General features: G+C 59.4%; 20 protein-coding genes. 8 read left to right on the top strand and 12 right to left on the bottom strand.

Features of this window, described 5'->3' with window-relative positions; all coding sequences use genetic code 11:
* Positions 1-193 precede the first annotated feature (193 nt).
* On the bottom strand, positions 194-1,195 hold the full coding sequence (locus FJE54_RS08510; RefSeq protein WP_139652377.1) for an asparaginase: 1,002 nt from the start codon (positions 1,193-1,195) through the stop codon (positions 194-196).
* Positions 1,196-1,382: 187 nt separating this feature from the next.
* Here FJE54_RS08510 and FJE54_RS08505 point away from each other — a divergent pair, with 187 nt between their 5' ends.
* Positions 1,383-2,807 carry an amidophosphoribosyltransferase gene (locus tag FJE54_RS08505; protein WP_139652376.1) on the top strand — a complete coding sequence of 475 codons (1,425 nt, stop codon included), beginning with the start codon at positions 1,383-1,385 and terminating at the stop codon, positions 2,805-2,807.
* Between the two features lie 64 nt (positions 2,808-2,871).
* Here FJE54_RS08505 and thrH read toward each other — a convergent pair whose 3' ends face one another.
* The 4 genes from thrH to FJE54_RS08485 all read right to left on the bottom strand — a co-directional run bounded on the left by thrH (position 2,872) and on the right by FJE54_RS08485 (position 6,451).
* On the bottom strand, positions 2,872-3,474 hold the full coding sequence (gene thrH, locus FJE54_RS08500) for a bifunctional phosphoserine phosphatase/homoserine phosphotransferase ThrH (RefSeq protein ID WP_139652375.1): 603 nt from the start codon (positions 3,472-3,474) through the stop codon (positions 2,872-2,874).
* A 254-nt stretch (positions 3,475-3,728) separates the two neighbouring features.
* A complete protein-coding gene (locus FJE54_RS08495) occupies positions 3,729-4,619 on the bottom strand; it encodes a hypothetical protein (protein ID WP_180326665.1) in 891 nt (296 codons plus the stop codon).
* Positions 4,620-4,680: 61 nt separating this feature from the next.
* On the bottom strand, positions 4,681-5,148 hold the full coding sequence (locus FJE54_RS08490) for a hypothetical protein (protein ID WP_139652374.1): 468 nt from the start codon (positions 5,146-5,148) through the stop codon (positions 4,681-4,683).
* A gap of 439 nt (positions 5,149-5,587) precedes the next feature.
* On the bottom strand, positions 5,588-6,451 hold the full coding sequence (locus tag FJE54_RS08485; RefSeq protein ID WP_139652373.1) for a class I SAM-dependent methyltransferase: 864 nt from the start codon (positions 6,449-6,451) through the stop codon (positions 5,588-5,590).
* A gap of 63 nt (positions 6,452-6,514) precedes the next feature.
* Between FJE54_RS08485 and FJE54_RS08480 the strand changes: the two genes are divergently transcribed.
* A complete protein-coding gene (locus tag FJE54_RS08480) occupies positions 6,515-8,332 on the top strand; it encodes an elongator complex protein 3 (RefSeq protein WP_139652372.1) in 1,818 nt (605 codons plus the stop codon).
* A gap of 177 nt (positions 8,333-8,509) precedes the next feature.
* On the opposite strand, the gene FJE54_RS16295 is transcribed toward FJE54_RS08480, so the two are convergent.
* The 5 genes from FJE54_RS16295 to FJE54_RS08455 all read right to left on the bottom strand — a co-directional run bounded on the left by FJE54_RS16295 (position 8,510) and on the right by FJE54_RS08455 (position 15,742).
* A complete protein-coding gene (locus tag FJE54_RS16295) occupies positions 8,510-9,889 on the bottom strand; it encodes a DUF1015 domain-containing protein (RefSeq protein ID WP_255467312.1) in 1,380 nt (459 codons plus the stop codon).
* Between the two features lie 217 nt (positions 9,890-10,106).
* Complete coding sequence (locus FJE54_RS08470; RefSeq protein WP_139652371.1) at positions 10,107-13,070, bottom strand: ABC transporter permease; 2,964 nt, start codon at positions 13,068-13,070, stop codon at positions 10,107-10,109.
* The gene (locus FJE54_RS08465) at positions 13,067-13,750 is read right to left on the bottom strand and encodes an ABC transporter ATP-binding protein (protein ID WP_139652370.1); all 684 of its coding nucleotides are present in this window, start codon (positions 13,748-13,750) and stop codon (positions 13,067-13,069) included. Before FJE54_RS08465 ends, FJE54_RS08470 begins: the two co-directional genes overlap by 4 nt.
* A 266-nt stretch (positions 13,751-14,016) precedes the next feature.
* The gene (locus tag FJE54_RS08460; protein ID WP_139652369.1) at positions 14,017-15,069 is read right to left on the bottom strand and encodes a sensor histidine kinase; all 1,053 of its coding nucleotides are present in this window, start codon (positions 15,067-15,069) and stop codon (positions 14,017-14,019) included.
* Between the two features lies 1 nt (position 15,070).
* Positions 15,071-15,742: a response regulator transcription factor gene (locus FJE54_RS08455; RefSeq protein WP_139652368.1), complete on the bottom strand. Its 672-nt coding sequence runs from the start codon at positions 15,740-15,742 to the stop codon at positions 15,071-15,073.
* Between the two features lie 227 nt (positions 15,743-15,969).
* Here FJE54_RS08455 and FJE54_RS08450 point away from each other — a divergent pair, with 227 nt between their 5' ends.
* Entirely contained in the window at positions 15,970-16,590 is a 621-nt protein-coding gene (locus FJE54_RS08450) for a hypothetical protein (protein WP_139652367.1), read from the top strand.
* Here FJE54_RS08450 and FJE54_RS08445 read toward each other — a convergent pair.
* Positions 16,534-17,520, bottom strand: coding sequence for a helix-turn-helix transcriptional regulator (locus FJE54_RS08445; protein WP_139652366.1), 987 nt, complete (start codon positions 17,518-17,520; stop codon positions 16,534-16,536). The genes FJE54_RS08450 and FJE54_RS08445 overlap by 57 nt on opposite strands.
* Positions 17,521-17,732: 212 nt before the next feature.
* Positions 17,733-18,638: a radical SAM mobile pair protein B gene (locus FJE54_RS08440; protein ID WP_139652365.1), complete on the bottom strand. Its 906-nt coding sequence runs from the start codon at positions 18,636-18,638 to the stop codon at positions 17,733-17,735.
* 289 nt (positions 18,639-18,927) lie between these two features.
* Here FJE54_RS08440 and FJE54_RS08435 point away from each other — a divergent pair, with 289 nt between their 5' ends.
* From FJE54_RS08435 to FJE54_RS08415, 5 genes are all read left to right on the top strand, one after another.
* Positions 18,928-19,608 carry a response regulator transcription factor gene (locus FJE54_RS08435; RefSeq protein ID WP_139652364.1) on the top strand — a complete coding sequence of 227 codons (681 nt, stop codon included), beginning with the start codon at positions 18,928-18,930 and terminating at the stop codon, positions 19,606-19,608.
* A 2-nt stretch (positions 19,609-19,610) separates the two neighbouring features.
* Positions 19,611-20,948: a sensor histidine kinase gene (locus tag FJE54_RS08430; protein WP_139652363.1), complete on the top strand. Its 1,338-nt coding sequence runs from the start codon at positions 19,611-19,613 to the stop codon at positions 20,946-20,948.
* Between the two features lie 682 nt (positions 20,949-21,630).
* Entirely contained in the window at positions 21,631-23,259 is a 1,629-nt protein-coding gene (locus FJE54_RS08425) for an FAD-binding protein (protein WP_139652362.1), read from the top strand.
* 165 nt (positions 23,260-23,424) lie between these two features.
* Positions 23,425-24,957: a response regulator transcription factor gene (locus FJE54_RS08420; protein WP_180326664.1), complete on the top strand. Its 1,533-nt coding sequence runs from the start codon at positions 23,425-23,427 to the stop codon at positions 24,955-24,957.
* 37 nt (positions 24,958-24,994) lie between these two features.
* A complete protein-coding gene (locus tag FJE54_RS08415) occupies positions 24,995-25,900 on the top strand; it encodes a LysR family transcriptional regulator (protein ID WP_139652360.1) in 906 nt (301 codons plus the stop codon).
* Positions 25,901-25,905 lie beyond the last annotated feature (5 nt).

The raw sequence follows: 25,905 nt of genomic DNA, 5'->3' as shown, positions 1-25,905 counted from the left end.
GATTGAGATCGGATTCCCGCAGTGTCGTTCACCGCGCCATACTTGTACGGAAATGCCACCCGAGAAACCGTGTATATACCGTACCAATTCTAGCGCATCCCGCTCACGGAACACCGCCCTCACGAAAACGCCCGAAAGCGATCCGCAGACGATCCGAGCACACCGGCGTTCGGCGCGAACTCGCCACAGGCGCCTATTCAGGCGAACGGTCGTGGTTGATCACGCGGTAGAACAGATCGCGCACCTCGTCGGGGTCGCAGGTTTGCCCGAGGGCCCACATGGTTTTTGCGACGAGGGCCTCGGTGGTCATATCGCCGCCCTTGAGGATGCCGTCGTGGTCGGCGTACGGGCGGCCGACCTCGTACACGCCGAGGTCGAACCCCTCTTCGGGAACCTGCGTGGTCATCACAAGCGTCTTGCCCGCGTCGACCCAATCGAATATCGCACGCTGGTAGTCGCCGTATTCGGGGATGCCTCCGATGCCGAACGTCTCGAGAATGATAGCGTCGCAATAAGGCTTGAGCAATTCGAAGATGCACGGGCTCATCTCCGGCGTAAGCTTGAGCACGAACACGCGCTCGTCGAGCCGGTCGTAGAAGCGGGGCGACCCCATGCACGACGAGCATGTCGCAGGCGAACCTGCTCGAATGATGCGATCGTACCTGATCAGAGCTACTTCGGGGTAGTTCACGCTCGCGAATGCGTTGAAACTCATCGTACGCTGCTTGCGTGCACGCGTACCCGCTATCGCCGCGCCGCCGAACACGATCGTCACGTCGCACGAACGGTCGTCGGATGCGAACAGCACGCTTTGGTACAGGTTGAGCTTCGCATCGGTAAACGGGCTCGCCATGGGTTGCTGCGACCCCGTGAGCACGATGGGTTTCGGGCTTTTCTGGATAAGGTAGGAAAGCGCAGCCGCAGTATAGGCCATCGTATCGGTGCCGTGCAGCACGACGAATCCGTCGAACGCGTCATAGGCGCGCGCAATTTCATCGGCAATACGCAGCCAGTGCACAGGGCGCATGTTCGTCGAATCGATGTTCAAGGGCTGCACGAAGTCGAGCTCGCAGAGCCCCTCAAGCTGAGGTACGAACCTCGTCAGCTCTTCTCCGGTCAGCGAGGGTGCAAGGCCCGAGCCCTCTTCGACCGAGGCAATCGTACCGCCTGTTGCTATCAGAAGTATCTTTTTCATAGTCGAATCATCTTCTCATATGACCGTTCGAATCGGTAGACCCAAGCGCAACTCGAATAGGTAAGGTCGACGCATTCGACGGAAATTTGCGAAGCTTCCGCCGAGTTTTGCCCCGCTTACGGCTGGGAGCTTTATACTGGTGTCTTTGTTGATGCACCAAGCAATGAAGCAAGACGAAAGGTATGCAATGGGCGGATTCTTCGGGGCGGCATCCCACAACGATGTGGTGCTGGATGTGTTTTTCGGCGTCGACTACCACTCGCATCTGGGAACACGACGCGCGGGCATGATCTTCTACGACGGGAAGGGCAGCTTCCAGCGCGAGATCCACTCCATCGAGAACACGCCGTTCCGCACGCGGTTCGAAGACGATCTTCCCGGCTTCCACGGAAAGAGCGGCATCGGCTGCATCAGCGACACCGATCCGCAGCCTTTACTTGTGCGTTCCCATTTGGGGACGTTCGGCATAACCACCGTGGGCGCCATCAACAACGCCGAAGAACTCGTCGAAGGCTACTTCGCCGATGGATGCAAGCAGTTCATGGCCATGAGTTCGGGTGCGGTGAACACAACCGAACTCGTTGCTGCGCTCATCAACCAGAAAGATGATTTCGTTTCGGGCATCAAATTCGCTCAAGATGCGGTCGACGGATCCCTCACCCTGCTCATCATGACAAACGAGGGCCACATCATCGCAGCTCGTGACAAATACGGTCGCCTACCCGTACTTGTCGGCAAGAAGGACGACGGCTACTGCATATCCTTCGAATCATTTCCTTACCACAAGCTCGATTACGACGACGAATACGAACTCGGTCCCGGCGAGATCGTGTGCGTAACCGCCGACGGGTACAAGACCATCTCGCCAGCAGGCAGCGATATGAAGATATGCGCGTTTCTCTGGACGTACTACGGCTACCCGAACTCGAACTACGAAGGCGAGAACGTCGAGGTGGTTCGCTACCGCAACGGCGCAATCATGGCCCGCGACGAAGCAGCCGGCGGCGGCATTCCGGACGTCGACTACGTTGCCGGCGTTCCCGATTCGGGCATCCCCCACGCTATCGGGTACGCGACCGAAAGCGGCATCCCCTTCTCCCGCCCCTTCATCAAATACACGCCCACCTGGGCGCGTTCGTTCATGCCCTCCAACCAAGAGGTACGCAACCGCGTGGCGAAGATGAAGCAGGTTCCCGTACCCGAGCTCATCAACGGCAAGAAGCTTTTGTTCGTGGACGATTCCATCGTACGCGGCACCCAGCTGCGCGAGACAATCGATTTCCTCTACGGCGCGGGCGCGGCAGAAGTTCACATGCGCTCGGCCTGCCCGCCCATCATGTTCAGCTGCAAGTACCTGAGCTTCTCGAGCAGCAAGTCGGAAATGGAGCTTTTGGCACGCCGTACGATCCAGGAGCTCGAAGGCGACGAAGGGCGGCGGCACCTCGACGAGTACGCCGACAGTTCGACCGAACGCGGCCAATGCATGCTAAGCGCCATCTGCAAGGAGATGGGCTTCGATTCGCTCGGCTTCCAATCGCTTGAGGGCATGCTCGAAGGCATCGGCATCGACCCTACGCAGGTATGCACGTACTGCTGGACGGGGAAAGAGTAACAATTTTCCATTCGAGAATATGAACTAACGACCCGTTTTTCTCGAATGCCGCACGCGCAAAACCCTACCCGATCGCCTGCTTAATGGCATCAAGCAGTTCGTCGTACTCCTCGAACGCGGGAAGGTCGGGGTTGTCCGCTTTGATCGATTCGGGGCTCTTGAACAGAAAACCCGCCTTGCTTGCCTTGATCATAGCGAGGTCGTTGAAGCTGTCGCCCGCCGCAATGGTCTCGAAGCCGCAGGATTGCAGCGCCCGGACCGTCGTGAGCTTCGATTGCGGGCAGCGCATATGAAAACCCGTGATCGCGCCGTTGTCGGCAACTTCGAGCGTGTTGCAGAAGATCGTCGGCCATCCGAGCTTCTCCATCAAGGGTTTCGCGAACTGCTCGAACGTGTCGCTGATGATGAGCACCTGCGTGTACGCGCGCAGTTCGTCGAGGAACGCTTTGGCACCCGGAATGGGGTCGATGCGCGCGATAGTCGCCTGGATCTCCGCGAGTCCGAGCCCGTGCTTCCTCAAAATGCCAAGGCGGTATTCCATGAGTTTGTCGTAGTCGGGCTCATCGCGCGTCGTGCGCTTAAGCTCGGGGATGCCGCTCTCCTCAGCGAACGCGATCCAGATTTCAGGTACGAGCACGCCTTCCAAATCGAGGCAGACTACATGCATGGGGGTTCCCTCCTTTTGCCGTTGCAGCGATTCTTCCCGAAGAAGGCCCGCTTGTCAACTCAAAGAGTGCAAGCGGGCCGAAACATATGAAACAGCGGGGAAAGCCTTCGGCGCGTGCTTACTTCGCCATGCTCCACAAAAGCTCGACCGTAGCAGGATCGCTCGTGCTGAAAAGGGCGCGACGCATGCAAACCGGCACATGCCGAATGCGCACTTCATCACACAAGACGATTACCTTGTTTTCAGCGAGCTCATCAAAACGCCCCCGCTTGTTCGACGCTTGCCACCACGCTTTCCCGCCGTGCTTTGTCGCGCGAACACTTGCGCAGCCTGAGCACCAGGTATCCGATGCCGAGCGCAAGGTACATCCACGCAGTCGCCACCTGCTGGGCGAAGGTGCCGAGCCATCCCGTCGGATCGGACATGAACGACATCATGAACTGCGTGCCGTCGTACGGGAACCCGTATACCGCATGCCCGAGCGCTAGGAAGAAGCCCTGCGCCACCATGAGCGCCATGAACGGATACGCCAAAAGCTGCGTTTTCTTCCACGCGGCTGGCGACATGCGCGTACGCACGGCCTTGAACGAGGTGATCCACGGCACGAGGAACGTCAACGTGAGCAGCGGCCCGATGATCACCGCAGCGATGAACATGTAATCGACCGCAGGGCTCCCCCATATCTGCGCCCACATCGGGTTCGCGAACAGAAAAGGGAAATCCACAATGCGCACGAGATGCCCCATGATCACAATGCCGCCGATCACAGAAAGTTGCGAACGCACTGAAAGCAAACGCTTGACCATAGGCGTCCGTTCGAAGGCTCCTATGAACATCACGATGAAGTAGAAGCACACCCCCGTAAACGACGAGGTGATTAACTGGACTATCGCATGCAGTATCGGCGCATTCGCTGAAAGCGCATTTACTTGGGTCTCCGCCATTAATGCAAGGGCGGGGGCGGATTCTCCCATGAGCGAGATAACGGGGTCGAACCACGTTACCGAGACCACGGCAACGGTCCAGAACGCATAGAACCAGCCCGCGTGCTTTCGGAGCGGTTTTGCGCACAGGATCGAAAACGCGATGACGAACGGCGCTGCTTGCATGAGATTCGGAATGAACGACGGAACGAACGGAAGCACATCTTCTCCTTGCGTTTACGGGTGTGAGGGTCGGTCGGGTCGGACGGGATATCGATGGGCCTCATGCGGTGAACCATCGATCGACCCGCTCTTCGAACAGAGCGAGTTTCTCGATCGTGTAAGCCGTCAGGGGGAACGCGCCATCGGTTGCCGACACGCACACAACCACCGTCGAGCCATCGCCGATACCAGCTGGGAAGAACACGAGTTCAGAGCACGACACCGTCCCCGTACTTCCTACGGCAAGCGATCCTTTGCTGAACGGGCGGCCGTCCTGCCATTTTTCGACTTCGATCTCGATGGTTCCCCTCTCAGCGTCTTTCGAAAGCACCTTGGCAAGCACGTAGGCGTATTCGCCGTCGAGTTCTGGCAAAGCGCTATCACCCGCCTGTTCAGACGTCTGGGGTTTTGATGGTTCTGGCTGAGAGGAAACCTCGGCACAGGAAACGAGCCCTGTTGCCGCAGCACCTGCGATTACGAACAGCGCAAGCAAAGGAAGCAGCGTCCGAATCTTCATTTTGATACCCATATGCCTCGCCCCAAGCTGTGCACCTCGCAGTTCGATGCAGTTCGATTTGTCCGAAGAGAGCGTATCGTTGCTTCCTCGGCATTTCCGTTGTATTTACAGCATACTGTCGATTCGCTATTGGAAAACCTGTTGGAAAAACGCGGTTCATGTTCCCGAGTTCCGAGAATTTGGCACAAAATTGGAGGTTTGACAATTAGGGAATATCATGTATTTAATTTTGAGTGGTTGGAAATTTCGCGACCAGGTGTTTTGTTCCCTTTTTACTCGAATTTTTTAATGTATCTAATTGCATAATTGTCAAACCTCCAATTTTGTGCCCAAATCCAAGAACTCGGGAACAAGGAGCACCCAAAGGAAGTGTGCGGCTTCGTCAGCGCGAGATCGGCCCGCGCTGACGCTACCAAAGGATTCTACAAAGGAAGCGCCGATATCAACGCACCTACCGCGCTCGAAACACCACGTACGTGTTGAGATCGCCCGTTCTGCCGTCGGCTGAAAACCGGGCCACGACCGATGCCCTGTCCGCAACCGATCCTGCAAGCTCATCGATCTCCGCATCCGAGAAGCTGTGGCAGTAGCGGTAGGCTCCTGGCTCGTTTCTCCACCCAAGCAGATAGTCGCCCTCATCGAGTTCGGGCAAGCCGAGCTCATCGCGAGCTCGCGCGTGGGACGCGCGTGCCTTCTCGGCTAGTCCCTCGTCGTTGAGAAACCTCCAGAACGAAACGGCCGCAAAACCCCCCGGTCGCGTATGGGAAACGAGCTCGGCAAGCACGCGCCCGCGATCGAGCGCACCGGGAACATGGTGCATGAATCCGAATGCCACGGCGAGGTCGCACACGGGAACGTCGATCTTTCCAGCCGAAAGCGCACTCAAGATGTCGATGCTTCGATAGCGAAGCGAACTGCGCAGCGTCGTTTCTGCGCCCCCGAAAGCAAGCGCATCGCACTTGTCCACTGCATAGAACTCGAAATCAACAGCGGGAAACGCGGATTCCAAAAACGACTCGAACCGTAAGTTGCCGCACGCAAGATCGAACACCGAAACGGCTTCGTCTCCTGAACGTCCGAAAGCCTCGCCGCCCGTGCTGCCGAAACCTCCGCCGTCCTTGTCATCAAAAACCCAGTTGCCCTTGGAGTCGAGATCCTCGCCATCCTTGCGCTCGAACGCCTCGGTGCCTATCGCCTCAAGGCAGCGCTCCCACCCCGCCCATGGCGCGTGGCGAGTTGCGGAAAACGAATCGCTGTGCTCGCGATAGAATTCGCTCGTGATGCAGCAGAGCCTTCGGGCGGTTTCGCTATCCATTGCGTGCACGTGTCCCATCGTCGAAAGAATACGGTTCGCTCATAGTATAGAATGCCCTGTAGCATGGAAGACATACTCCTGGAAATATTCGAAGAACTTCGGCGCGCCGAGCAACTCGACAGCGCGTTTGTCGAGAACGTGGTTCGCAGGCATAACCAGAACCGCACAGGCGAAAAGCGCCACTTCGCAAAAAAGCGGTTGCTGCCGTTTTACCTCAAGGTGAAGGAGTCGGATCCCGAACGCTGGGCTCGATGGGGCGTCGATAACGAGCTCGAAAAGAAGCTGATCCGAACCCTGCAGGTAAAGCCCCGCCGCACGGCATCGGGCGTTGCCACCATCACCGTCATCACGAAGCCTTGGAAATGCTCGAGTGCATGTTTGTACTGCCCAAACGATCTGCGCATGCCGAAAAGCTACCTTGCCGACGAACCCGCCTGCCAGCGCGCCGAGCGTAACTACTTCGATCCGTACCTGCAGGTTGCATCGCGTTTGCGCGCACTCACGCACATGGGACACGTTACCGATAAGATCGAACTCATCGTACTCGGCGGTACCTGGACCGATTATCCTGAAGCGTACCAGATATGGTTCGTGAAGGAACTGTTCAGAGCGCTCAACGAAGCGGACCGACCCGATGCGCAAGACCATGCACAAAAACGCCGCGCACAATACGAACGGGCTGGATTGAGCACCAGCCGGGAAGACCTTGCAACCCGTGTAAGCGCTCAACAGCAGGCAGTCGAAGCGGGAACCCTCACGTACAACCAAGCCATGCGCCAGCTCTACGAGGAGCACGACGGCTGGAAAACCGCCGCCTCGTTTCAGTCCGCCGATCAAAACGAGCTTGCTGCAGAACACGCTGAAAACGAGCGGGCGCACCATCGCGTGGTAGGGCTCGTCATCGAGACTCGACCCGACACCATCACACCGAAAAGCCTCATGCTCGCAAGGCGTCTCGGGTGCACCAAAATCCAGATGGGCATCCAGAGCCTCGACGAGCGCATCCTTGCGCTGAACAAGCGCGGAATCGGTACCGATACGATCCGTGAAGCCTTCAACCTCTTGCGGGTATTCGGCTTCAAAATCCACGTGCATTTCATGGCGAACCTCTACGGCTCGACAGTCGACGCCGACAAGCGCGATTACCTCCGGCTCGTCACCGAGCCGGACTACCTTCCAGACGAGGTGAAGCTCTACCCCTGCGTACTCGTGCACGGAACCGAACTCTGCGACCGCTTCGAAAACGGCACGTGGAAGCCCTATACCGAAGACGAGCTGCTCGACGTGCTCGTGGCCGATACGGCCGCAACGCCTGCGTTCGTGCGCATTTCGCGTATGATTCGCGATATCTCGGCCCACGACATCGTGGCGGGAAACAAGAAGGTGAACCTGCGACAGCTCGTCGAGCGCACGGCTGAGCAAACGGACACCCCGATTTCCGAGATCCGCTATCGGGAGATCAGCACAGCGACAGCCGATGTTGAAGGCCTCTCGCTCGAAGACATCTCATACGCCACCGCCGTTGCACAGGAACATTTCCTCCAATGGACCACGCCCGAGGGGAAAATAGCGGGATTTCTGCGGCTTTCCCTTCCAGACCAAGCGTACATATCACAAAGGCAATCAGAGCTGCCCGTGGGGCTCGGTGAGGCCATGATCCGCGAGGTCCATGTGTACGGCAAAGTTGCGGGACTGCATACGACGGGTTCGGGCGCACAACATCTCGGATTGGGCAGGCAGCTCATCGAAACAGCCTTCGACATTGCACGGAAAAACGGGTACGCGAAGATGAACGTGATCAGCTCGGTGGGAACGCGCGAATACTACCGCTCCCTCGGCTTTTCCGACAACGGCCTCTACCAGCAGATTCCGCTCACCTGACCGACACAAATCTCGACACGCAAGCAAGTACATCTCGGAGCGGATGCGGGCGCACAAATCGCGTAGCAAGCGAAAAGGCTTTGGTAGTCCGTCCGCTGAGCGGCGGCTTGCAGCACCGTCATCTCTACCGAACGGTTGCAAGCCGCGCACCAGGAGCATGCCGCACAAGCAAGCCTTCTAGATCCGATGGATGAACAGTCCGCTTCGAAGCTTCGGCTCGAACCAGGTCGACTTCGGCGGCATGAGAAGACCCGCATCGGCGACAGCGAACAGCTCGTCAATGGACGTTGGATACAGCGCAAACGCCACAGCCATGCCCTCATCGACGCGGCGGGCGAGCTCGCCGAGTCCGCGGATGCCGCCGACAAAATCGATGCGCTTGTCGGTGCGAGGATCGTCGATGCCGAGCACGGGCCCCAGAAGGTTGTCCTGCAGAAGCGCAACATCGAGGCCGGATACGGGATCGTCCGAGCGGTACGCATCTTTCACTGCAAGCCCGTACCATGCGCCGCCCAGGTACATACCGAACGTTCCCTTGCGCTCGGGCTTGCGGGGTGCCGCGTATGGCCCAGACACTTCGAAGCGCTCCTTCACGCGGTCGAGAAACGCATCCTGTCCAAGCCCATTCAAATCGGCTACCACGCGGTTGTAATCGAGGATCGTCAGCTGATCGCTCGGGAAGATGACGGAGAGGAAGTGGTCGGACTCGAGCGCGGGGGCGGCAGCCGCACGCACTGCGCTGTCGTGGGCACCGTCCTCGCCTGCGCAGAACCCGACCTTGGCGCCGCCACGAGCATCGTCCTCGCCTTCGCAGCAACCGCCCTCCTGCGCAACACGAGACACCTCGCAGCCTTCCCCAGCAGCCGCGATCGCAGCCTCACGGCGCAGTAGCCCTGCCTTCACGGCAGAAGCCGCACGGTGGTGCCCGTCGGCTATATAGAGCGCAGGCGTACGCTCAAACGCGCAGCGAATCGCCTCGCTATCGGCGAGATCGTCTACGCGCCACACCGTATGACGCACGCCGTCGTCCGCCTCGAAATCGTACAGGGGCGGCTGGCCCCCAACGCGGTCGATCACCCCTTCGACTGCACCGTCGGAGCGAAACGCCAGAAAAATAGGGCCCGTCTGAGCGCTGCATGTGTCGACGTGACGGATGCGGTCTCTCTCTTTATCGGCGCGGGTCTTCTCGTGTTTCTTTACGACACCGTTCTCGTAGTCGTCGATCGAGGCGCATCCGACAACGCCCGTCTGCGAACGCCCGTCGGATGTACGCAAGCGGTACAGATAGTAGCAGGGCTCGCCATCCTCAACATACGTGCCGTCCTCGATTGCCTCGTCGAGCAAGGCTCTAGCATGCGCGTATACGGCATCATCGTGCGTTTCGACCGCATAGGGCAGCGTCGCCTCGGGCAGATCGATCCGGAGAAACGAACGGGGATGCCGCTCTATTTCGGCGCGCGCTTCGTCGAGGCTGAACACATCGTAGGGAAGCGATGCCACCTCGCTCGCACAATCTTCGCGGGGTCGGATACAGAAAAAGGGAACCACATCGGCCATGCGCGCCATCCTCGATCGTCGGTTTTCACAGCTGGTTTACAGGGTAGCGCATGACGGGCGCCCCGCTGCGGACATTCGGCGAAACGCCCGCAGCCGACCGTTACGCTCGAAGATACCGCACGAGAACGACCGCGTGAGGGACGCCAACAAAACGCATCCGCCGTGCAGCTGGTGCGAAGGTTCCGCCTTGTGCAGATTAGCGGAAGCCGCATCCCTTCTACACCGCATCCGCCCTGAGCGCATCGACGACACTCGATGCGTGGCTCCTGCGCAGCGCAAACGCAACGCTCAGGGCCAGCACGGCCAGCACCACGGCAACCGCAACGCCCACGTATCCCCATGGTAACGCGAACACAAGCCCCGTGAACGACAGGTTCACCGCCCAATAGAGCAGATACGTCGCCCCCAACGCCACCGCAAGCCCGATCGCCAAACCGCGCACCGCGTAGCTCGCGCATTCGTACACGAGCATACGGGCGAACGCCCTATCTCCCATGCCCGCCGATTTCAGCATCGCGAATTCGCGCGTACGCAAGATGATGCTGTTCGTGAGCGTATTGAACACGTTTGCCACCGATATGAGCAGCATGATCACAGCAAAACACGCGATGAAAAGCTGCACCGCCTGAGCGATGAGACGGCTTTGACGGGCCGATTCGGTCACGTCGAACACTCTAAAATCCAACAGCTCAGACTGTTTTGCCAGTTCTTCGAGCGCTTCGGCCGCCTCGGCATGGTTCTCGGCCCCGAACGAAAGGTTCGTCCAGTAGTAATCGAACACGCCCCTCTCGCCGCTCGGGCTCACGATACCTGCGGCAGAACCGGCAACGCTTTCCGGCAAGAGGATCACGGGGAAGTGGATCGACGCGCTTCCCGAGTTGACCGAAGCGGGCACCTCGTCGGTGAGCGCCCCCACCTCGATGGTCGTCTTCGAAGCGACCTCTTCGACCGGCTTCTCGATTATCTCGGGCTCCTCTTCGCTGTACTGGTTCACGTACCCCACGACGAGGTTTCCGCTTGCATTCTCCCGCACACCCATACTGCCCCATGAACCCGCATCGTCTTTGAGGTTGTAGTCGATCGCATACAGGTCGATCGGGCCCGTAGCCGCAAACGGCTTCGCATCGGCATACGAATCGCCTCCGATGATGCCCTGATAGCGATTGAGGCCGATCGCCTGCGGATTCGCGGGATCCGTGAACGCCGCCTCATCGAGTCCGAGGTCTTTCACCAAGTCGGTCCACGACTTATCGTCGAGGTAGAAGATGGTCAGATCGCCGAGGTAGTCCCCATTGCTTGAGAAGCTCGACGGTACGAACGATGCGTTTTGCTGCTCGTCGATGTCATCGCCCACCATACGGCCGTCTTCCGATATCATCGCAGCGGGTAGCGCTGCGTCGGCCTGTCCCTGTTTGTACGAACTGAGAAACTCGATGCCGCCGATCTTCTCGGCTTGCGCCTTAAACTCGTCGAGCTCGGCTGAAAAAGCGCTTAACTCGGCCATTTCGGGAGCGGATCCCGAAACGATGATATCCGCCCCGCTCCCCGCCGCGTTCTTGCTCTCGGCGCGATCCGCTATGGGCGTCAGGTACAGCGCCACGCTTCCCGAAACCACGATGAGCGCCACGCTCACGGCAAGCGATGCCACCACGGTACGCCCCCTGGCGCTCGCCCGCGAAAGGTTGCGATGGGCGATGAAGCCCGGGGCGCCGAACAGCTTTCCGGAAAGCCCCGACACGCCCGCAGGCACTTCCGTTCCGCGCTTCGCCGCCTTCGCACCCGCCGCCCGGGCCCTGCGCGCCGCACGCTTCGAGACCTTCACGTCCTGCGTTTGCCTAATGGCGTCGACGGCCGACACCTTACCCGCCCGCTGCGCAGGTACCCAAGCGCTTGCAAGCAGCGTCACGGCGGAAAGCAGTACAACCACCGCAAGCACCACAGGTTCGACATGAAGCGACACCGAACCCCCGGTTCCGATCATCGCCGTAAACGCTTCCTGCGTGAGCGCGAACACCGCCGCTACGCCCCCGATGCCCACAAGCACGCCTACAGGCACGCCGATAAGCCCGAGGAAGAACGCCTCGAACAATACCGACCGTCTGATCTGCTTTTTCGAAGCGCCGATGGACGAGAGCAGCCCGAACTGCCGCGTGCGGTCAGCCACCGAGATGGCGAATGAGTTGTAAATGAGCGAAACCGACGCCACCACGATCACAGCGGTGAGCACAATCGCGATCATCCAAAGCGTGCCTTCGATGGGGCGGCCGTCGGCAATACCTTGGTAGCGGAACAGATTTACATGGTACATCGGAATCGCATCGGCTTCCGTTATCCGTTCGTTCACGAACGCCTGCATCTCGGCAGTGCTCGAGAGCCCCTGCACCGTTAAATACGCGCTGATTATTCCCCCGCTCGACGCATCGGCGCTTGTCAGCGCGACAATCGAGGAATTTGAAGCCGTGAAATCGCTTCCCCCGAAATTCGATTGGCGCTCGTAGAAGCCCACGACCGTATAGGTTCGGGTACTCGCATCCACCAGCTCCTCTTCGCTCGGGTACCCGGTTTCCGGAGAGAGGTAGCCGTAGCGGAAGCTGTCGAGCGCGCGCTGCCCCCCGCCGTTGGCGTCTTCGACCATCCGCGTGCCGAGATGAAGCGTGAGCGCGCTTCCCACTTCGAGCGCGCCGTCCGATACCGCCCCCGCATCCGCAACGCCTTCGCCAAGCACGACGCCCTTGCAGTAGTCGGGCAGCACCACTTCGGTGTCCGATTCGGGAAGGCGGCCCTCTTCGAGTTCAGGAACCAAGGTAAGCGGCGTTCCGCCGGGGGCGAACGTGCCCTTAACGGTATCGGGATAGGTTTTCACCGCCACGAACTCGCCCATGGACCTGCTGTCCTCGGGTGTCAGCTTCGCCGATCCGAGTTCGTGCGAGACGGCCATATCGACGACGGTATCGCTCGTCAAGAATTCCTCGTAAGCGTTCTCGGAAAGCTGCGACGAGGCGATCTGCCACGAGCCCTCAGTTGCCAGCGTACGCTCGAGAAGCCCTGCTTGAAGGCTCGTCACACTCGTAAACACCGCCGTGATGAGAGCGCACGAGAGCGCGATGCCGACGACGGAGACGACGGTGCGCACGCGGTTCTTCTTGAGAGAACGCAGCGTGAACGAGGTCATCACGCTCATCGCCGAATCCTCTCATCGCGTGCGATTCGCCCGTCTTCGATAGCGATGATGCGGTCGGCCGAAAGCGCGATGTCCTCGTCATGGGTGATGACGATAAGCGTCTGGCCCATCTGCTTGTTCGATGCGCGCAGAAGCGCCATGATTTCGCGGCTGTTCTTCGAATCGAGGTTGCCGGTGGGTTCGTCGGCAAGCACGACGGCGGGTGCGTTCATGAGCGCCCTGCCGATAGCCACGCGCTGTTGCTGTCCGCCCGAGAGCTGATTGGGCAGATGCCCCTCGCGTCCCTCGAGGCCCAGCGATCCGAGCAGCGAAGCAAGCCGCGCGCCGTTCACGGGACGCCCGTCGAGCGAAACGGGAAGCGTCATGTTCTCAACTACGTTCAGCACGGGAATGAGATTGTAGAACTGATACACCAATCCCACCTCGCGGCGGCGAAACACCGCAAGCTCCTCGTCGGAGCGCGCGTACACGTCCGCCCCGTTTAAAAGCACGGTCCCCGACGTCGGACGGTCGACTCCGCCTATGAGATGCAGAAGCGTCGACTTGCCCGACCCCGACGAGCCCACGATGGCAACGTACTCGCCTTCCGCAACAGAAAACGAAACGTCATCGAGCGCGCGGGTGGCCGCAGGCCCCGTTCCGTAAACCTTCGTGAGATGCTGTACGGTGATGATGTCCATAACGTCCGCTTTCCTCGTCGATTGCAGTCCGATTCCAGCTTCGCAGAATCGTCTTGCCCGCACATGACGCTCGCATTACGGAATTGTAATTCTTCCCGCCGTGCCGCCGCGACGGCCGAACGCGACCGAGCTGCATGAGCGGCGAAGCCCAGACTGCAATCGCGTACGGCCCAAATCGCACCGAAACGCGCGCGGAACGCGCGGAGTGCGGCCAACCCGCCGGCGCCGAGTTCCAGCCCGCCAACCCGCAAACGTAGTCCGAAAGCCTACACCGTCAGCTTCGGAAACGTCATCTCGAAGCAGGCGCCGCCCGATTCGCAGTTGAACGCGCGCAGCGATCCGCCTTGCGCCGACACGAGCGATTGGGCAAGCGAAAGACCGATGCCGAACCCTTGCGGGCGAAGCACCTCGTCGTCGTGCGGGTCGGCCTCCGCCCCCAGCACCCGCGCTCGACCGCGATAGAACCGTTCGAAAATATGCGGAAGGTCATCTTCTGCGATACCCGGACCCGTATCGGCAATGCGGATGCGGCAGGCCACGGCGTCATCTTCAACGGCTATTGCGATCCGGCCTCCCGCCGGCGTGTGCTCCATGCAGTTCTTGACGATGTTTGCGACCGCTTCGGTAGTCCAGGCGCTATCGCCTTCGAACGTCTCGCTTCCGTCCGCCTCGATCAAACAGGCAACTTCGCGCATATCGAGCGCAACCGCAAGCGGATCGACGGCAGCCTCAACTGCACGCGGCACATCGACGGGTCTTTGCTGGAAGCGCACCGCACCCGCATCGAGCTTCGCCATTTTCAAGAGCGCGGTCACGAGCCACGACACCCGATCGACCATGCGCTCGAGCTCGTGGAGCCATCGCGAGCGCTCTTCGTCGCTTTCGGATCGCTCGATAAGGGGAATCATGAGTTCGATTGCCGTGAGCGGCGTGCGAATCTGATGCGATACATCGGCAAGCGCATCGGCAAGCGCGCCTTTCTCCCGCTCGAGCTGCTCAGCAGTGCGCGAAAGGCGCGCAACCATCTTCGAAACCTCGTTGCGCAGCACGGCGACATCGCCCTCGCGGCAATCGGTAAGATCGATCCTGCGTCCCGCGTGGAGCACTTCGTCTATCTCTGCGGCGAGCCGAGCGATCTCGCGATGGCGCATGACGGAGAACACGCAGAACAGCACGCAGGCGACCAGGCCCGCTGCACCGGCAGCCGCGGCAACCTGCCAGCCTGCGACAACGAAGGCGCCAACGCACACGGCAAGCTCGGCGCACACGAGAGCGATCGACTGCCACAGAAGCGCGGGGTTGCGCACAAGCGAGCCCATGTTAGCTGCCCACCTTGTATCCAAGGCCGCGCACCGTCACGATGATCTTCGGGTTGGACGGATCGTCCTCGATGCGCTCGCGCAGCCGTTTGATATACACGTTGATGGCGTTGTCGCTTACGTACTCGCCCGCGCTGTCCCAAAGCGCATTGCGCAGACGCTCCCGCGTAACGAGCGATCCCGCATTCTGCGCGAACAACAGCACCAGCCGGTATTCGAGCGCCGAAAGGAAAACCTCGTCGCCCCCTTTGCGCACGGTCGCCGATACCGGATCTATTTCCACATCTCCGAGTACGAGCACCTGCATCGCACCTTGCGTACGACGCAGGGCCGCATTGATGCGGGCCAAAAGCTCCCGGGCTCGAAACGGCTTCGCGATATAGTCGACCGCTCCCATGTCGAGACCAGCGACGGTACTGTACTCGTCGTCGGAAGCGGTGAGGAACACAACCGGCATGGCGGGTGCCTTCTCGCGCGCCGCCGCGCACACGGCAAACCCGCTTCCTTGCTCAAGCGACACGTCGAGCAAGGCCAAATCGTACGACGACGATTCAAGCAGGTTCACGGCGACATCTTGACGAGAAGCCGATTCGACTTCGTAGCCCTCGCTCGCAAGCAGGTTCGAAAGCGCGGCCACAATGGCCGCGTCGTCTTCCACGAGCAGTATGCGCATATGCTACCTCCAACAGGTTTCGTCCCCCCGCATAATACGCTAGTCGCCCGCTGCGCGCCAAGTATGCAGTTCGCTGAGCGCAGAAAGACCCTATCGCGCCTTCTTGAGGTAGAGACCGACCCTCACCTTTTTCCCTCAATACATGAACTGTCCCAAAAATCGTACATTTGTTCCGCTTTTTAACGATATCCTGTGCGGCAAAGAAACGCTCGATCGAAAGGCAGACCATGAGAGAACCCAGCAAGAACCGTCTCCCTCGCAACACCGACGAATGGAACGCCCGACTCGACGGCATTGCCGGCACGTACATCGCCGACATCCTTCGCGTTCGAAACGCAGCCTCCGGCGAATGGATGCGCAGCGCACCGATTATCGTGCGCCTTGAAACGTGCGATGTCGTCGTAGATCCCTCGAACGACTGCAAACCATCGCTGCGCATCGGCACCCTCGACACCGATGCCCCCGTTGCATTTCACAGGGAAGCGCATACGCACGCCGAGCAGCCAGACGATTCCCAACTCAGCAGCGATTTTGCGCTCGGCGCACAGTGGGAAAGCTACCGGGCTCTTTCGTCCGTGATGGGAAGCCAGGTCAAACGGCTCGCCCTACACGAACATGCTTCGTCGCTTACGCTCGATATCCATACGGGATCGGGCGAATGCATACGCATCATCTCAGAGGCAGACGCTTGCACGATCGAAACCGTCCAGAAACCGGAATACAATACCGCTTCGACGACGCATGTCGGGGGCAAGGCAAGCCCCGCTCGGCCAGAACATGCCCGATCCTGGCTACCTCCCGTACGCTTCCACGATCCCAGCGAGGTAGTCCCGGTACTCGCGAGCTAGCGCTTGGGGCTTTTCGATACGCACACGGTCCCCGAACTGGGCGAGCCAGCCGAAAAACACGGGGCTCTTCATCACGACGGCGCTCACCCGAGCGGTACCGTCGTCGAGGGGAATCGACTGCACGTCTTTGCCGAATCGATCGATCACCGCACACATGGCTTCTTCCTCGACGATGAACGATGCCGAAACGGGTTCGCCTGAGTACATGCCGAACGCGCGGCTCTCGAGTTTTTGCGGATCGAAGTTCGCAATCTGCTCGTTTCGCTGCGCAGACTCTTCGAGAACTTCGATGCCGTCCATGCGATCGACGCGGTAATGGACGAACGTATCGTGCTTCTCATTGAAGACGACCAGGTAGTAGCAACCGTCGGAGTACACGAGCTGTACGGGCGTTTCGACATAGCGCTCGCCGTCGTGCTGCATGATCTTCTCTTTGGCCGCATTGTACTTGAAGTAGAGAAACGAGATCTTCTTCCGCTTGGAAAGGGCTTCCTGGATGCGGTCGACGTTTTTGAACACCGATTCGTTCTGCGTCTTGATGCGCCCCTCAACGTGCAGCCGCTTGTCGAGCAGCTTGCGTTGGCGCTGCGAAGCGAGCTTCTTGACGCTGCGCACGAGCGCGTCGCTTTTGCTTTGCGTCAAGAAGCGCGAGCTTTGCACCGCATCCACGAGCAGCAACAGCTCGGGAAACGCGAAATCGCGGTCCTCGACGGCGTACTCAACCGGCCTGCGCTGGTACGTGCGCACGTCCAGCCCGAAATCACGCAGCGTCTCGATATCACGGTAGATCGATTTGCGCTCGGCTGTAATGCCCAACACCTCGAGCTTTGCGATGATCTGCGTCATGGAAAGCCCTGACTCGGAATCGGTTTCCTCGTCGAGCATCTTCATCAGGTACAGCAGTTTGAGTTTCTGACGTCCCTCGGCCATGGCTTCTCCTTGCATGTAAGGCGACTTTGCGGCAGCGCTCCGTTTGCGACTAAGGTTTTTATGATAGCAAATTGCTCGATGGTTCCTGTCCTTATTGTAGTACAGGCAGTGGTCGTTTCCCCCAATTTCCCCACTCTCCCGCTGCGCCGTGTTCGCTGTAGCGCCGAAACGCACTCGACGCCTCCGTTCGACAGTGCTCCGTTTCGGATGGCCTACTTCGAGCGATCCGGTCGACGCGCGTTGACCTTGGCCGACCGCTTGATCTCCTCGTGGTAAAAATAGTTGACGATGGTCGGCGGCGCCTCGAACGGCCGCTCGACGGCATCATCGTCACGCAGGTAGGCAAGCCCTTGCTCGTTCGCGAGCGCACGCATCTGTGCGTCAAGCTCCTCCCAATAGCTCCGGTCGCCGCGCGCGTATATGTCGTGATAGAGCGCTTGAAGCTCTGGGTAAGCGGTTCGAATGTAGCCGAGGATATCCGCCTTGTAGCCCCCGCGCAGGTTCAGGTTCTCCAACCAGATCAGGTTGCAGTTGGCCTTGGCACGCTCGATGATGGCGGCAACATCGGTGATGCCGGGAAAGATGGGCGAGATGAAGCACGTGGTACGCACCCCCGCATCGTGGAAAGCCTTCATGGCCGCAAGCCGTCGCTCGATGCTTGCCGCCTCATCCATAGCGGCGCGGAAGCCTTCATCGAGCGTGTTGATCGACCACGATACACGGGCGTTAGGAAAAGACCGTATCAAATCCAAGTCCCTCAGCACCAGATCTGATTTTGTTGCGATGCTGATGCTTGCCCCGCTACCCGAAAGCTGCTCCAGAAGAGCCCGCGTACGCCCGTAGCGTTCCTCGTAAGGATTGTAGGGGTCTGTCACCGAGCCGATGAAGATGCCTTTTCCTGCGTACCTCTTCGGGTTCTTGATCTCCGGCCAGTGCTTCACATCGACGAAGCTCCCCCATGGCTCCGCATGGCCCGTGAATCGCTTCATGAAGGAGGCGTAGCAGTATCGGCACGCATGAGGGCAACCCACATAGGGATTGGCCGAATAGTCGCACACCGGCAGATTCGATTTAGAAAGGATGCTCTTGGCGTCGATCAACGTAACGTGCGTTTCCATACCCTCCCTTTCATGGGGTTTGCAGGCAGCTATACCGCAACGGGGAATCCCGGATCATGAGCCTGCAATGCTTCCGACCTTCTTGCGGAATGCTTATTAGCATAGCACTCGAAACCTGCAAGGCTTCGTACAGGTTCGAGACCTATTATGGGCAACAAGGAAGCCAAATCGGCCGTGGGTCTCGAAGAGCATGCTACGATGGCCAAAAGCGGACGATGTTTCGGTTGCGGCATACGATTGCGAAAGTCCGGAGCAAACGCGCACCTGCGCGACGGGAAAGGGGGCAGCCATGCGCGTTCTTCTGATCGAGGATTCCCGACATCTGATCGATGCGGTCGCCCAGATTCTCAGGCAAGCTCGCTATGTTGTCGACACGACCCTCGACGGAGATGAGGGGCTCGCGCTCGCGTGTTCGGGCGTCTACGACGCTATCGTGCTCGATATCATGTTGCCGAAGAAAGACGGCGTCGCAGTCCTGCGCGAGCTACGCGCGAAAGGCATTGCGACCCCCGTGCTGTTGCTTACGGCAAAAAGCCAGATCGAAGACAGGGTTCGCGGCCTCGATGCCGGAGCCGATGATTATCTTTCTAAACCCTTCCACGCCGACGAGCTGCAAGCCCGCCTGCGTGCCCTCGCGCGAAGGCCTCCCACCGTGAACGCGGACGACACGATCTCCTTCGCCGACGCAAAGCTCGACCCGAACACGATGCAGCTCGCATGCGGTATGCGTACGGAAAACCTGCGGCCCACCGATGCGCGTTTGCTTGAGCTGCTCGCTCGCAACCAAGGCATCATCGTATCGAAAGAGCAGATCATAGCCAAGCTGTGGGGCCCTGGTTCGTTCGCAGATGCAAACCGCGTCGAAGTGCACGTCTCACGAGTCCGCAAGGCGCTTGCGCGCGTCGGCACGAGCGCTCAGATTCGCACCGTGCGCGGCGTCGGCTATACGCTTAATGAACGGAAGGAGTAACTATGTTCGAAGCATTGCGCAGACGGATGCTCGCACTTGCCATGGGCCTCACCTCGATCGTCATCGTCGCAGCCCTCATCGCCGTCTACATGACGGGTGAAACACTGATGCAGCAGACGAGCGAGATGCACCTCTATCAGTACGTTTCTGCGCCTTTGACCCATGAAGTCGCGGAAAACGGCGAAGCGGCCGGAAAGGTCGACCCGCCCGACGATTCGATAACGGTTACATCTCCCGATGACGACTTCTTCGCATTCGGCGGCTATCGCTTTAAAGTGAAGGCAAGTGACGGCGGGGATGTTGAAATGCTGGAAAACGTTTCTGGCCTCGACGATGCGGTGTGTTTAGCCCTCGCCGCCGAAGCAAGTCCTCAAGCAGCAGGCGGCGTAATCTACTCGGATGGCCGCTCGTGGCAATACGTCGTATCGGAGCACAGCGCTGCTACGACTCCGCCCGAAAGCAGCTCGATAAGCAGTTTGAACGAATCCGATGACGAACACGTCCTCACCTTCCTCGACACCTCACCAAGCACCAACCAGCTGCACAAGCTTGCCACAGCCCTCGTCATCGTAGCCGCACTCGCCCTGCTTGCCGCCTTTTTCGTCAGCCGCCTGATTGCATCGCGCGCTATCCGCCCAGCACAGGCGGCATGGGAGCGCGAGCGGCAGTTCGTGGCCGATGCCTCGCACGAGCTCAAAACGCCGCTCTCCATCGTCTGCGCGAACTACGACGTGCTCGACGCTAACGCCGAACAGACCATCGCGAGCCAGCGACGCTGGATGGACGGGATCCGCTTCGGCACCGATCGCATGGAAGCGCTGGTTGAAAGCCTGCTTGCGCTTTCCCGTGCCGAGGAAAGCGAACCTGCACGTAACTGCTCAGACGAACGGTTCAACCTGAGCACAATCGCATACGAAGCAACCGAAGCGAACGAAGCGCGGGCGACGGAAAAGGGAATCGCCTTGAACACCGCGATCGTCTCCGACGTTACTGCGCGCGGCGATTGGAAAGCCGTCGAGCAGATCATCGACATCCTCATGGACAATGCACTGAAGTACACCGATCCGAACGAGTCCGTCGAAATAGCCGTAACGTCTGAAACCGAGCGAGCCGTGCTCCGCGTGACCAATACAGGCACGACTATCGCCGAAGACGATCTGCCCCACGTGTTCGACCGCTTCTGGCGCGCCGATCGGTCTCGCACCGACGATGGCTCGTCAGGCTACGGACTCGGCCTCTCGATCGCATACGCCTTGACCGAACGCCTCGGAGGATCGCTCACGGCGCAGAGCGAAAACGGCGTAACGGTCTTCGAACTGTCGCTGCCGCAACACGAGTAGCACTCGCACCAGCACGACAGTAAATTCCCGCTAGACTGCCCTAACGAAATGGACCCATGCGCGCCTATTCAACTTCGGATCGCTAGGCCGTTGTGAGACAACTAGCATACGCCCGCTCAAAGCATTAACGCCTAATAGCAATCGGGAGCCTTGTCAGGCCGCGTCGGCATTGGCTTGACGGCAGAGGCCCTTGCACGCGGGAGAGCCCTGTTCTGGCCAATTGTCTCGGCCGTCCCACAAAAAGGGCCGCCAAAGCTTCAATGCGCTGCCCGCGGCGTTACCCCGATATCCATATAGCCAGTTCAGGAAGGTGCAGTGCTTTTGTGCACTTCGGTTGCGGCAGGAGAACGTGGGACGGCCGAGACAATTGGCCAGAAACGGCCCGTTTCGCTGTCAAGCCGGCTTCGGCTGCCTCGAGAGTGCGCTATAGCAATGCTGTATCGTTCTTGTCAGGAATTCTATTAGCTGCAGATTCGTAACCGATTTCGCACCCCTGGCTTCCGCTATAGTACGACTCCTTTTCTCCCTGTCTACCCCGGACTAGTCCGAATAGTCGAGCGGCTATCGCGCATTTTGAACGCTTTGCACGATGCGCCTTCGCCGCACGATCCCTAGCATGAGAATCGCCCCGTCGCCCTTCGAGCGCAGGGCGTAACAACAACTAGGGACAAGGGAGGACATCATGGAACTCGATCGCAGGAGCTTCATCAAAGGCGGCGTCGTACTTGGGGGAACCGCAGCGTTGGCGGGACTTGCGGGATGCTCGTCGCCTGCACAGAACGCACCTGAAGCAGACACAGGCGCGCAACCCGAAGCCGCCAAGGACTACAAGGCGAAACCCGAACCCATCGGCGACGATCAGATCATCGAAACGCTCGAAGCGGATATCGTTGTCGTCGGCGGCGGCAACGCAGGCGCTATCGCCACCGCCACCGCCTCGGAAGAGGGCGCGAGCGTCATTCTCCTGCAGAAGCTCGAGAGCGTGTACTCGCACGGTTTCGTATTCACCGCCATCGGATCAAAGATGCAGCAGGAGATGGGCTACGACGTGAACGGCTGGGAGATCGTCGGCGATATGAACCGCGAAACCGGGTGCAACCTCGGCAAATGGGAGGTGCTCGGCAACTGGGTGAACTACAGCGGCAACCTCGCCGATTGGATTGTCGACAGGTTCAGCGACACGAAATACGGCCCGTTCATCATCGAGGATCCGATCGCTCCCTCCGAGCATTGGAACCGTTCGTTCAAAACCACGTTCATCCCTGTCGGCGAGATGATCGGAACGGGCACGATGATGACGCTCGCCACCGAACTCGTGAACGACGCCGTCGAGCGTGGCAATACCGAGGTGCGCTACAACACCCCCGCCGTCCAGCTTCGCCAGGACGACAGCGGTCGCGTCACGGGCGTCGTCGCCCAGACGGAATCAGGCGACTACATCCTCTGCAATGCGAAGAAGGGCGTCATTCTGGCAGCGGGCGGCTACGAGGGCAACCCCGAGATGCGTGCGGAGTACCTGCCGCAGGCAGACGGTCTCGACTCGGCTTACACGCGCCCCGACGCAACCACAGGCGATGGCATCCTCATGGGCATGTGGGCAGGAGGTCAGATCCAGCGCTCGCCCCACTGTTCGAACATCCACTACGACCCGAGCTTGAGGTTCCACACGCTGCAGGGCACGACCATCCCCTTCTTGCGCGTCAACGCCGAAGGCAACCGCTTCTCGAACGAAGATGTGAGCTACGACGAGGTATGGGCCCAGGACGTACGCCAACCCGAGCAGATGCACTTCCAGATATTCGATGACAACTACAGGGAGGACCTGCCCAACATGGGAACCGGCATGACCCAGTACGGCGATTGGACCATGATCGTGCCAGACGGCGTCGAGAACGGCTGGGTGTACAAAGCCGATACGATCGAAGACCTCGCAAAGCAGATGGGCGTCCCGGCCGATGCTTTCGCCGCAACCGTCGATCGCTACAACGAACTCGCCGCGGGCAACTACGACTACGAGCCCGATTTCGGCAAGCTCGGCTACAAGGTGAAGCCGATCGCGAAGGCGCCGTTCTACGCGATCCCCCGCCACGCATCGGTGCTCACTACGCTGAGCGGCTTGGAGGTCAACGCCGACATGCAGGTGCTCGGCGAAGACCGCAAGCCGATCGAAGGCCTGTACGCCGCGGGCAACTCCTCGGGCAACTTCTTCGGAGGCGTGTACCAGAAGATGACCACGCCGGGCATGAGCGTCGGCAGGGCGTTTCTGACGGGGCGCGTGGCCGCATGGCGTGCCTGCGGCATCACCGACTAAAGCACGATCCGCCTTGAACCCCCGAAGCAAACCAGAAAAGTAATACCTAACCGACCGATCCCCCGTACGCAGCATACCGATCCGCTGTCTGCTCGGGGGATCGACGCGTAAAGGCGCTATACTGTACAAATGCGGGACAGCATTCGATTGCTCCGAGGGGATTCGTTGATTCTGAACAAAACACTCACATGCGCCGAAACGCGCTGGCCGACTATGGGATACCTCTCCCTCGGTCTCATGTGGGGCTGGCTTGACGTTCAGACGTCTTCGTACGTGCTCTTCCCGCCCGACGCCTCGGGAAACCCTGCGCTCCTTGAAACCTATCTGTATTGGTTCTCGCTGTTCATGACCGTCGCCATCCTGATCGGCGTCGTGCTGTACCGTAGAACCGATGCCTCGTTCAAGCGATCTGCCGCCTTCGCTGTTGCTGCGTGCCTGCTCTCAGGCAGCATCGTTTTCAGCGCAGCGGTGGGAATGGGGTGGGCTCCCGCCGCGTTCGTATGGATCGGAGCGGGGTTTGCAGGCGTTGGCTCTGCATGGTTCATGATGTCGTGCGCACACGCTTATATAAGCCTCAAGGCAAAGGATATCTTCATATCGGTGGGGCTTTCGAAAATCGTCGGAATCGCCTTCTATTTCGTAACCGTATCGCTTCCTGCCATACTCACGCTCGTCTCGCTCGCATTGACGCCCGCCGTTGTCGCGTTGCTGCTCAGCCGAATCAATTGCCCCCACGGCGAAAGGAGCTCACATCGCAACGGCACCACGGCTGATTCGCCCGTCGCCCAGAGCTTCTTCGCCCGTACTACCGATGAGTTCAGCACGCTCGGCATCTCGAAGAAAAGCGTCCTCAAGCTCTCAATGGTGTGCTTCGTCGTGTTCTTCATCGCCGTGCTCACAAAACAAGAGGGTCTTGCGATATCGGATCTCGACGCCTCCGCCATGTCGTTTCAGCTTATTAACTTCGGCACGCTGCTGCTGAGTTTTCTCTTGGTGCTCATCGTGGTGGCACCGCCGAAGCAAGAGCTCACCGCTCTTACCAAAGGGTTCTATGCGGCGATGGCCGTCATCGTGATCCTTTTCATCGCCACCACCCTGGGTTCGTACCACTCACCTGCGTTCTCGTGGATCAGCGGATCGCTCAGAAACATGCTCGATGCCGTAGTCTTCGCGATCAGCGCACTCCTTGTGCGGCGCCTTCATACTTCGACCGCGCAAACCTATGGTCTCATCTGCGGATTCCCTGTGTGCCTCGGCGGGTTTCTCGGCCACGCCCTCACGAATAACGCGCTGTTTGCAGGCGGCGAGCAGATGTACTATCTCACGCTCGGTATCGACCTTGTTGCAGTGATTCTGTTGTTCACGGTGTTCACGCCGCGCGATCTCGAGCTGCTGTTCGCACTCGGTGCGGCAGAATTCCCCGCGCAAAGTCCGGGTGATCAAGCTCGTCGTACCGAAACGGAGTACGGCGACGTTATCGCACGGGCGAGTTTTTCGACGCGGGAAGCCGAAGTATTTGCGCTTCTGATGGACGGTTACACAATCCGGCTCATCTCCCAGGAACTGCATATTTCGCAAAGCACCGTGAAGACGCACATCTCGAAGATATATCTCAAAACAAACGTTGCCACCCGCGAGGAACTGTTCGTGAAGCTGAAAACTCATGGATCCAGCGACATTTCAAGGGAGCAGGGCTGACGGGCGCCAACAACCAGCAAAAGGAAAGGGAGGAAACGTGGAGCTGCACCAACTGAAATACATCGCTACGGTGGCGCGCTGCGGCAGCATAGCGAAAGCCGCCGACGAGCTCTACGTTTCCAAGCAGGCCGTCTCGAAGGCGGTGCGCTCGCTCGAACAGGAGCTCGGCTTCGATGTTTTCGATCGCGACGGGAAGATGAGCCCGACCGAAGAGGGCAAGGAGATACTCAAGCATGCCGACAACGTGCTCAGAGAGCTCGACGAAATCAACCTGTACCTCGATGAGCGCAAGACGGGAACATGCACGCGAACGACCATTTCGGTCTCGTTCAAATCGTTTCCCCTCGACTATTTGTTCTTCAACGATTCGCTCGAACCGATACGGCTCTTGCACGAATTTCGAAACCGGACGGCCGGCTGCACCATCGCAACCTACAAGCTCTCCGATACCGCAGCCTTGAACGCACTGGAAGACGGCTCGATCGACATCGGGTTCGTCCACGGCCAATACGAGCGTCCCGGCATAAAGTTCATTCCCGTATCAACCGTTGAAACAAGGGTCATCACGCTCAAGGAAAACCCCCTCTGCAAACGCGCTCCCCTCAAGATCGCCGACCTCAAGGGTGTCCCCATACGAAGCCCGTTCGATTTCGATTGCTTTACGCACCTGTTCATCTCGCGCTGTTGCGCATGCGGATTCGAGCCGCTGTTTCACGAGGTTCCGCTGAACGACGACGCCATCGACGTGTTCTGCCGCGAAGGAGGCGTTCACCTGCAGCCGTTCGACCCCTCGATGGAAACGGCCTACCCCGAATCGGAATTCATGCCGTTTCACCCCGAGGATCGAATTGATCTGCCCCTCTGCCTCGCCTACAGCGAAAGAAACGAGAAGCCTTCCGTAGCACGACTCGCCGCGTTCATCCGCAACGGCGTGCGGCGTTGACGCCT

It is taken from the genome of Raoultibacter phocaeensis, assembly GCF_901411515.1.
In the GTDB taxonomy this organism is placed as follows: Bacteria; Actinomycetota; Coriobacteriia; order Coriobacteriales; family Eggerthellaceae; genus Raoultibacter; species Raoultibacter phocaeensis.
The sequence above is the reverse complement of the archived record's forward strand: the minus strand, read 5'-3'. Positions and strand labels throughout refer to the sequence as shown.

Bases quoted from the DNA above. Each gene is read 5' to 3' on its own strand.
- FJE54_RS08430 (WP_139652363.1), top strand. From the start codon at position 19,611: ATGTTCGAAGCATTGCGCAGACGGATGCTCGCACTTGCCATGGGCCTC.
- FJE54_RS08460 (WP_139652369.1), bottom strand. From the start codon at position 15,069: ATGGGCTCGCTTGTGCGCAACCCCGCGCTTCTGTGGCAGTCGATCGCT.
- FJE54_RS08470 (WP_139652371.1), bottom strand. From the start codon at position 13,070: ATGAGCGTGATGACCTCGTTCACGCTGCGTTCTCTCAAGAAGAACCGC.
- FJE54_RS08455 (WP_139652368.1), bottom strand. From the start codon at position 15,742: ATGCGCATACTGCTCGTGGAAGACGACGCGGCCATTGTGGCCGCGCTT.
- FJE54_RS08440 (WP_139652365.1), bottom strand. From the start codon at position 18,638: ATGGAAACGCACGTTACGTTGATCGACGCCAAGAGCATCCTTTCTAAA.
- FJE54_RS08510 (WP_139652377.1), bottom strand. From the start codon at position 1,195: ATGAAAAAGATACTTCTGATAGCAACAGGCGGTACGATTGCCTCGGTC.
- FJE54_RS08450 (WP_139652367.1), top strand. From the start codon at position 15,970: ATGAGAGAACCCAGCAAGAACCGTCTCCCTCGCAACACCGACGAATGG.
- FJE54_RS16295 (WP_255467312.1), bottom strand. From the start codon at position 9,889: ATGGCCGATGTGGTTCCCTTTTTCTGTATCCGACCCCGCGAAGATTGT.
- FJE54_RS08485 (WP_139652373.1), bottom strand. From the start codon at position 6,451: ATGGATAGCGAAACCGCCCGAAGGCTCTGCTGCATCACGAGCGAATTC.
- FJE54_RS08465 (WP_139652370.1), bottom strand. From the start codon at position 13,750: ATGGACATCATCACCGTACAGCATCTCACGAAGGTTTACGGAACGGGG.
- FJE54_RS08490 (WP_139652374.1), bottom strand. From the start codon at position 5,148: ATGGGTATCAAAATGAAGATTCGGACGCTGCTTCCTTTGCTTGCGCTG.
- FJE54_RS08505 (WP_139652376.1), top strand. From the start codon at position 1,383: ATGGGCGGATTCTTCGGGGCGGCATCCCACAACGATGTGGTGCTGGAT.
- FJE54_RS08425 (WP_139652362.1), top strand. From the start codon at position 21,631: ATGGAACTCGATCGCAGGAGCTTCATCAAAGGCGGCGTCGTACTTGGG.
- FJE54_RS08445 (WP_139652366.1), bottom strand. From the start codon at position 17,520: ATGGCCGAGGGACGTCAGAAACTCAAACTGCTGTACCTGATGAAGATG.
- FJE54_RS08480 (WP_139652372.1), top strand. From the start codon at position 6,515: ATGGAAGACATACTCCTGGAAATATTCGAAGAACTTCGGCGCGCCGAG.
- FJE54_RS08435 (WP_139652364.1), top strand. From the start codon at position 18,928: ATGCGCGTTCTTCTGATCGAGGATTCCCGACATCTGATCGATGCGGTC.
- thrH (WP_139652375.1), bottom strand. From the start codon at position 3,474: ATGCATGTAGTCTGCCTCGATTTGGAAGGCGTGCTCGTACCTGAAATC.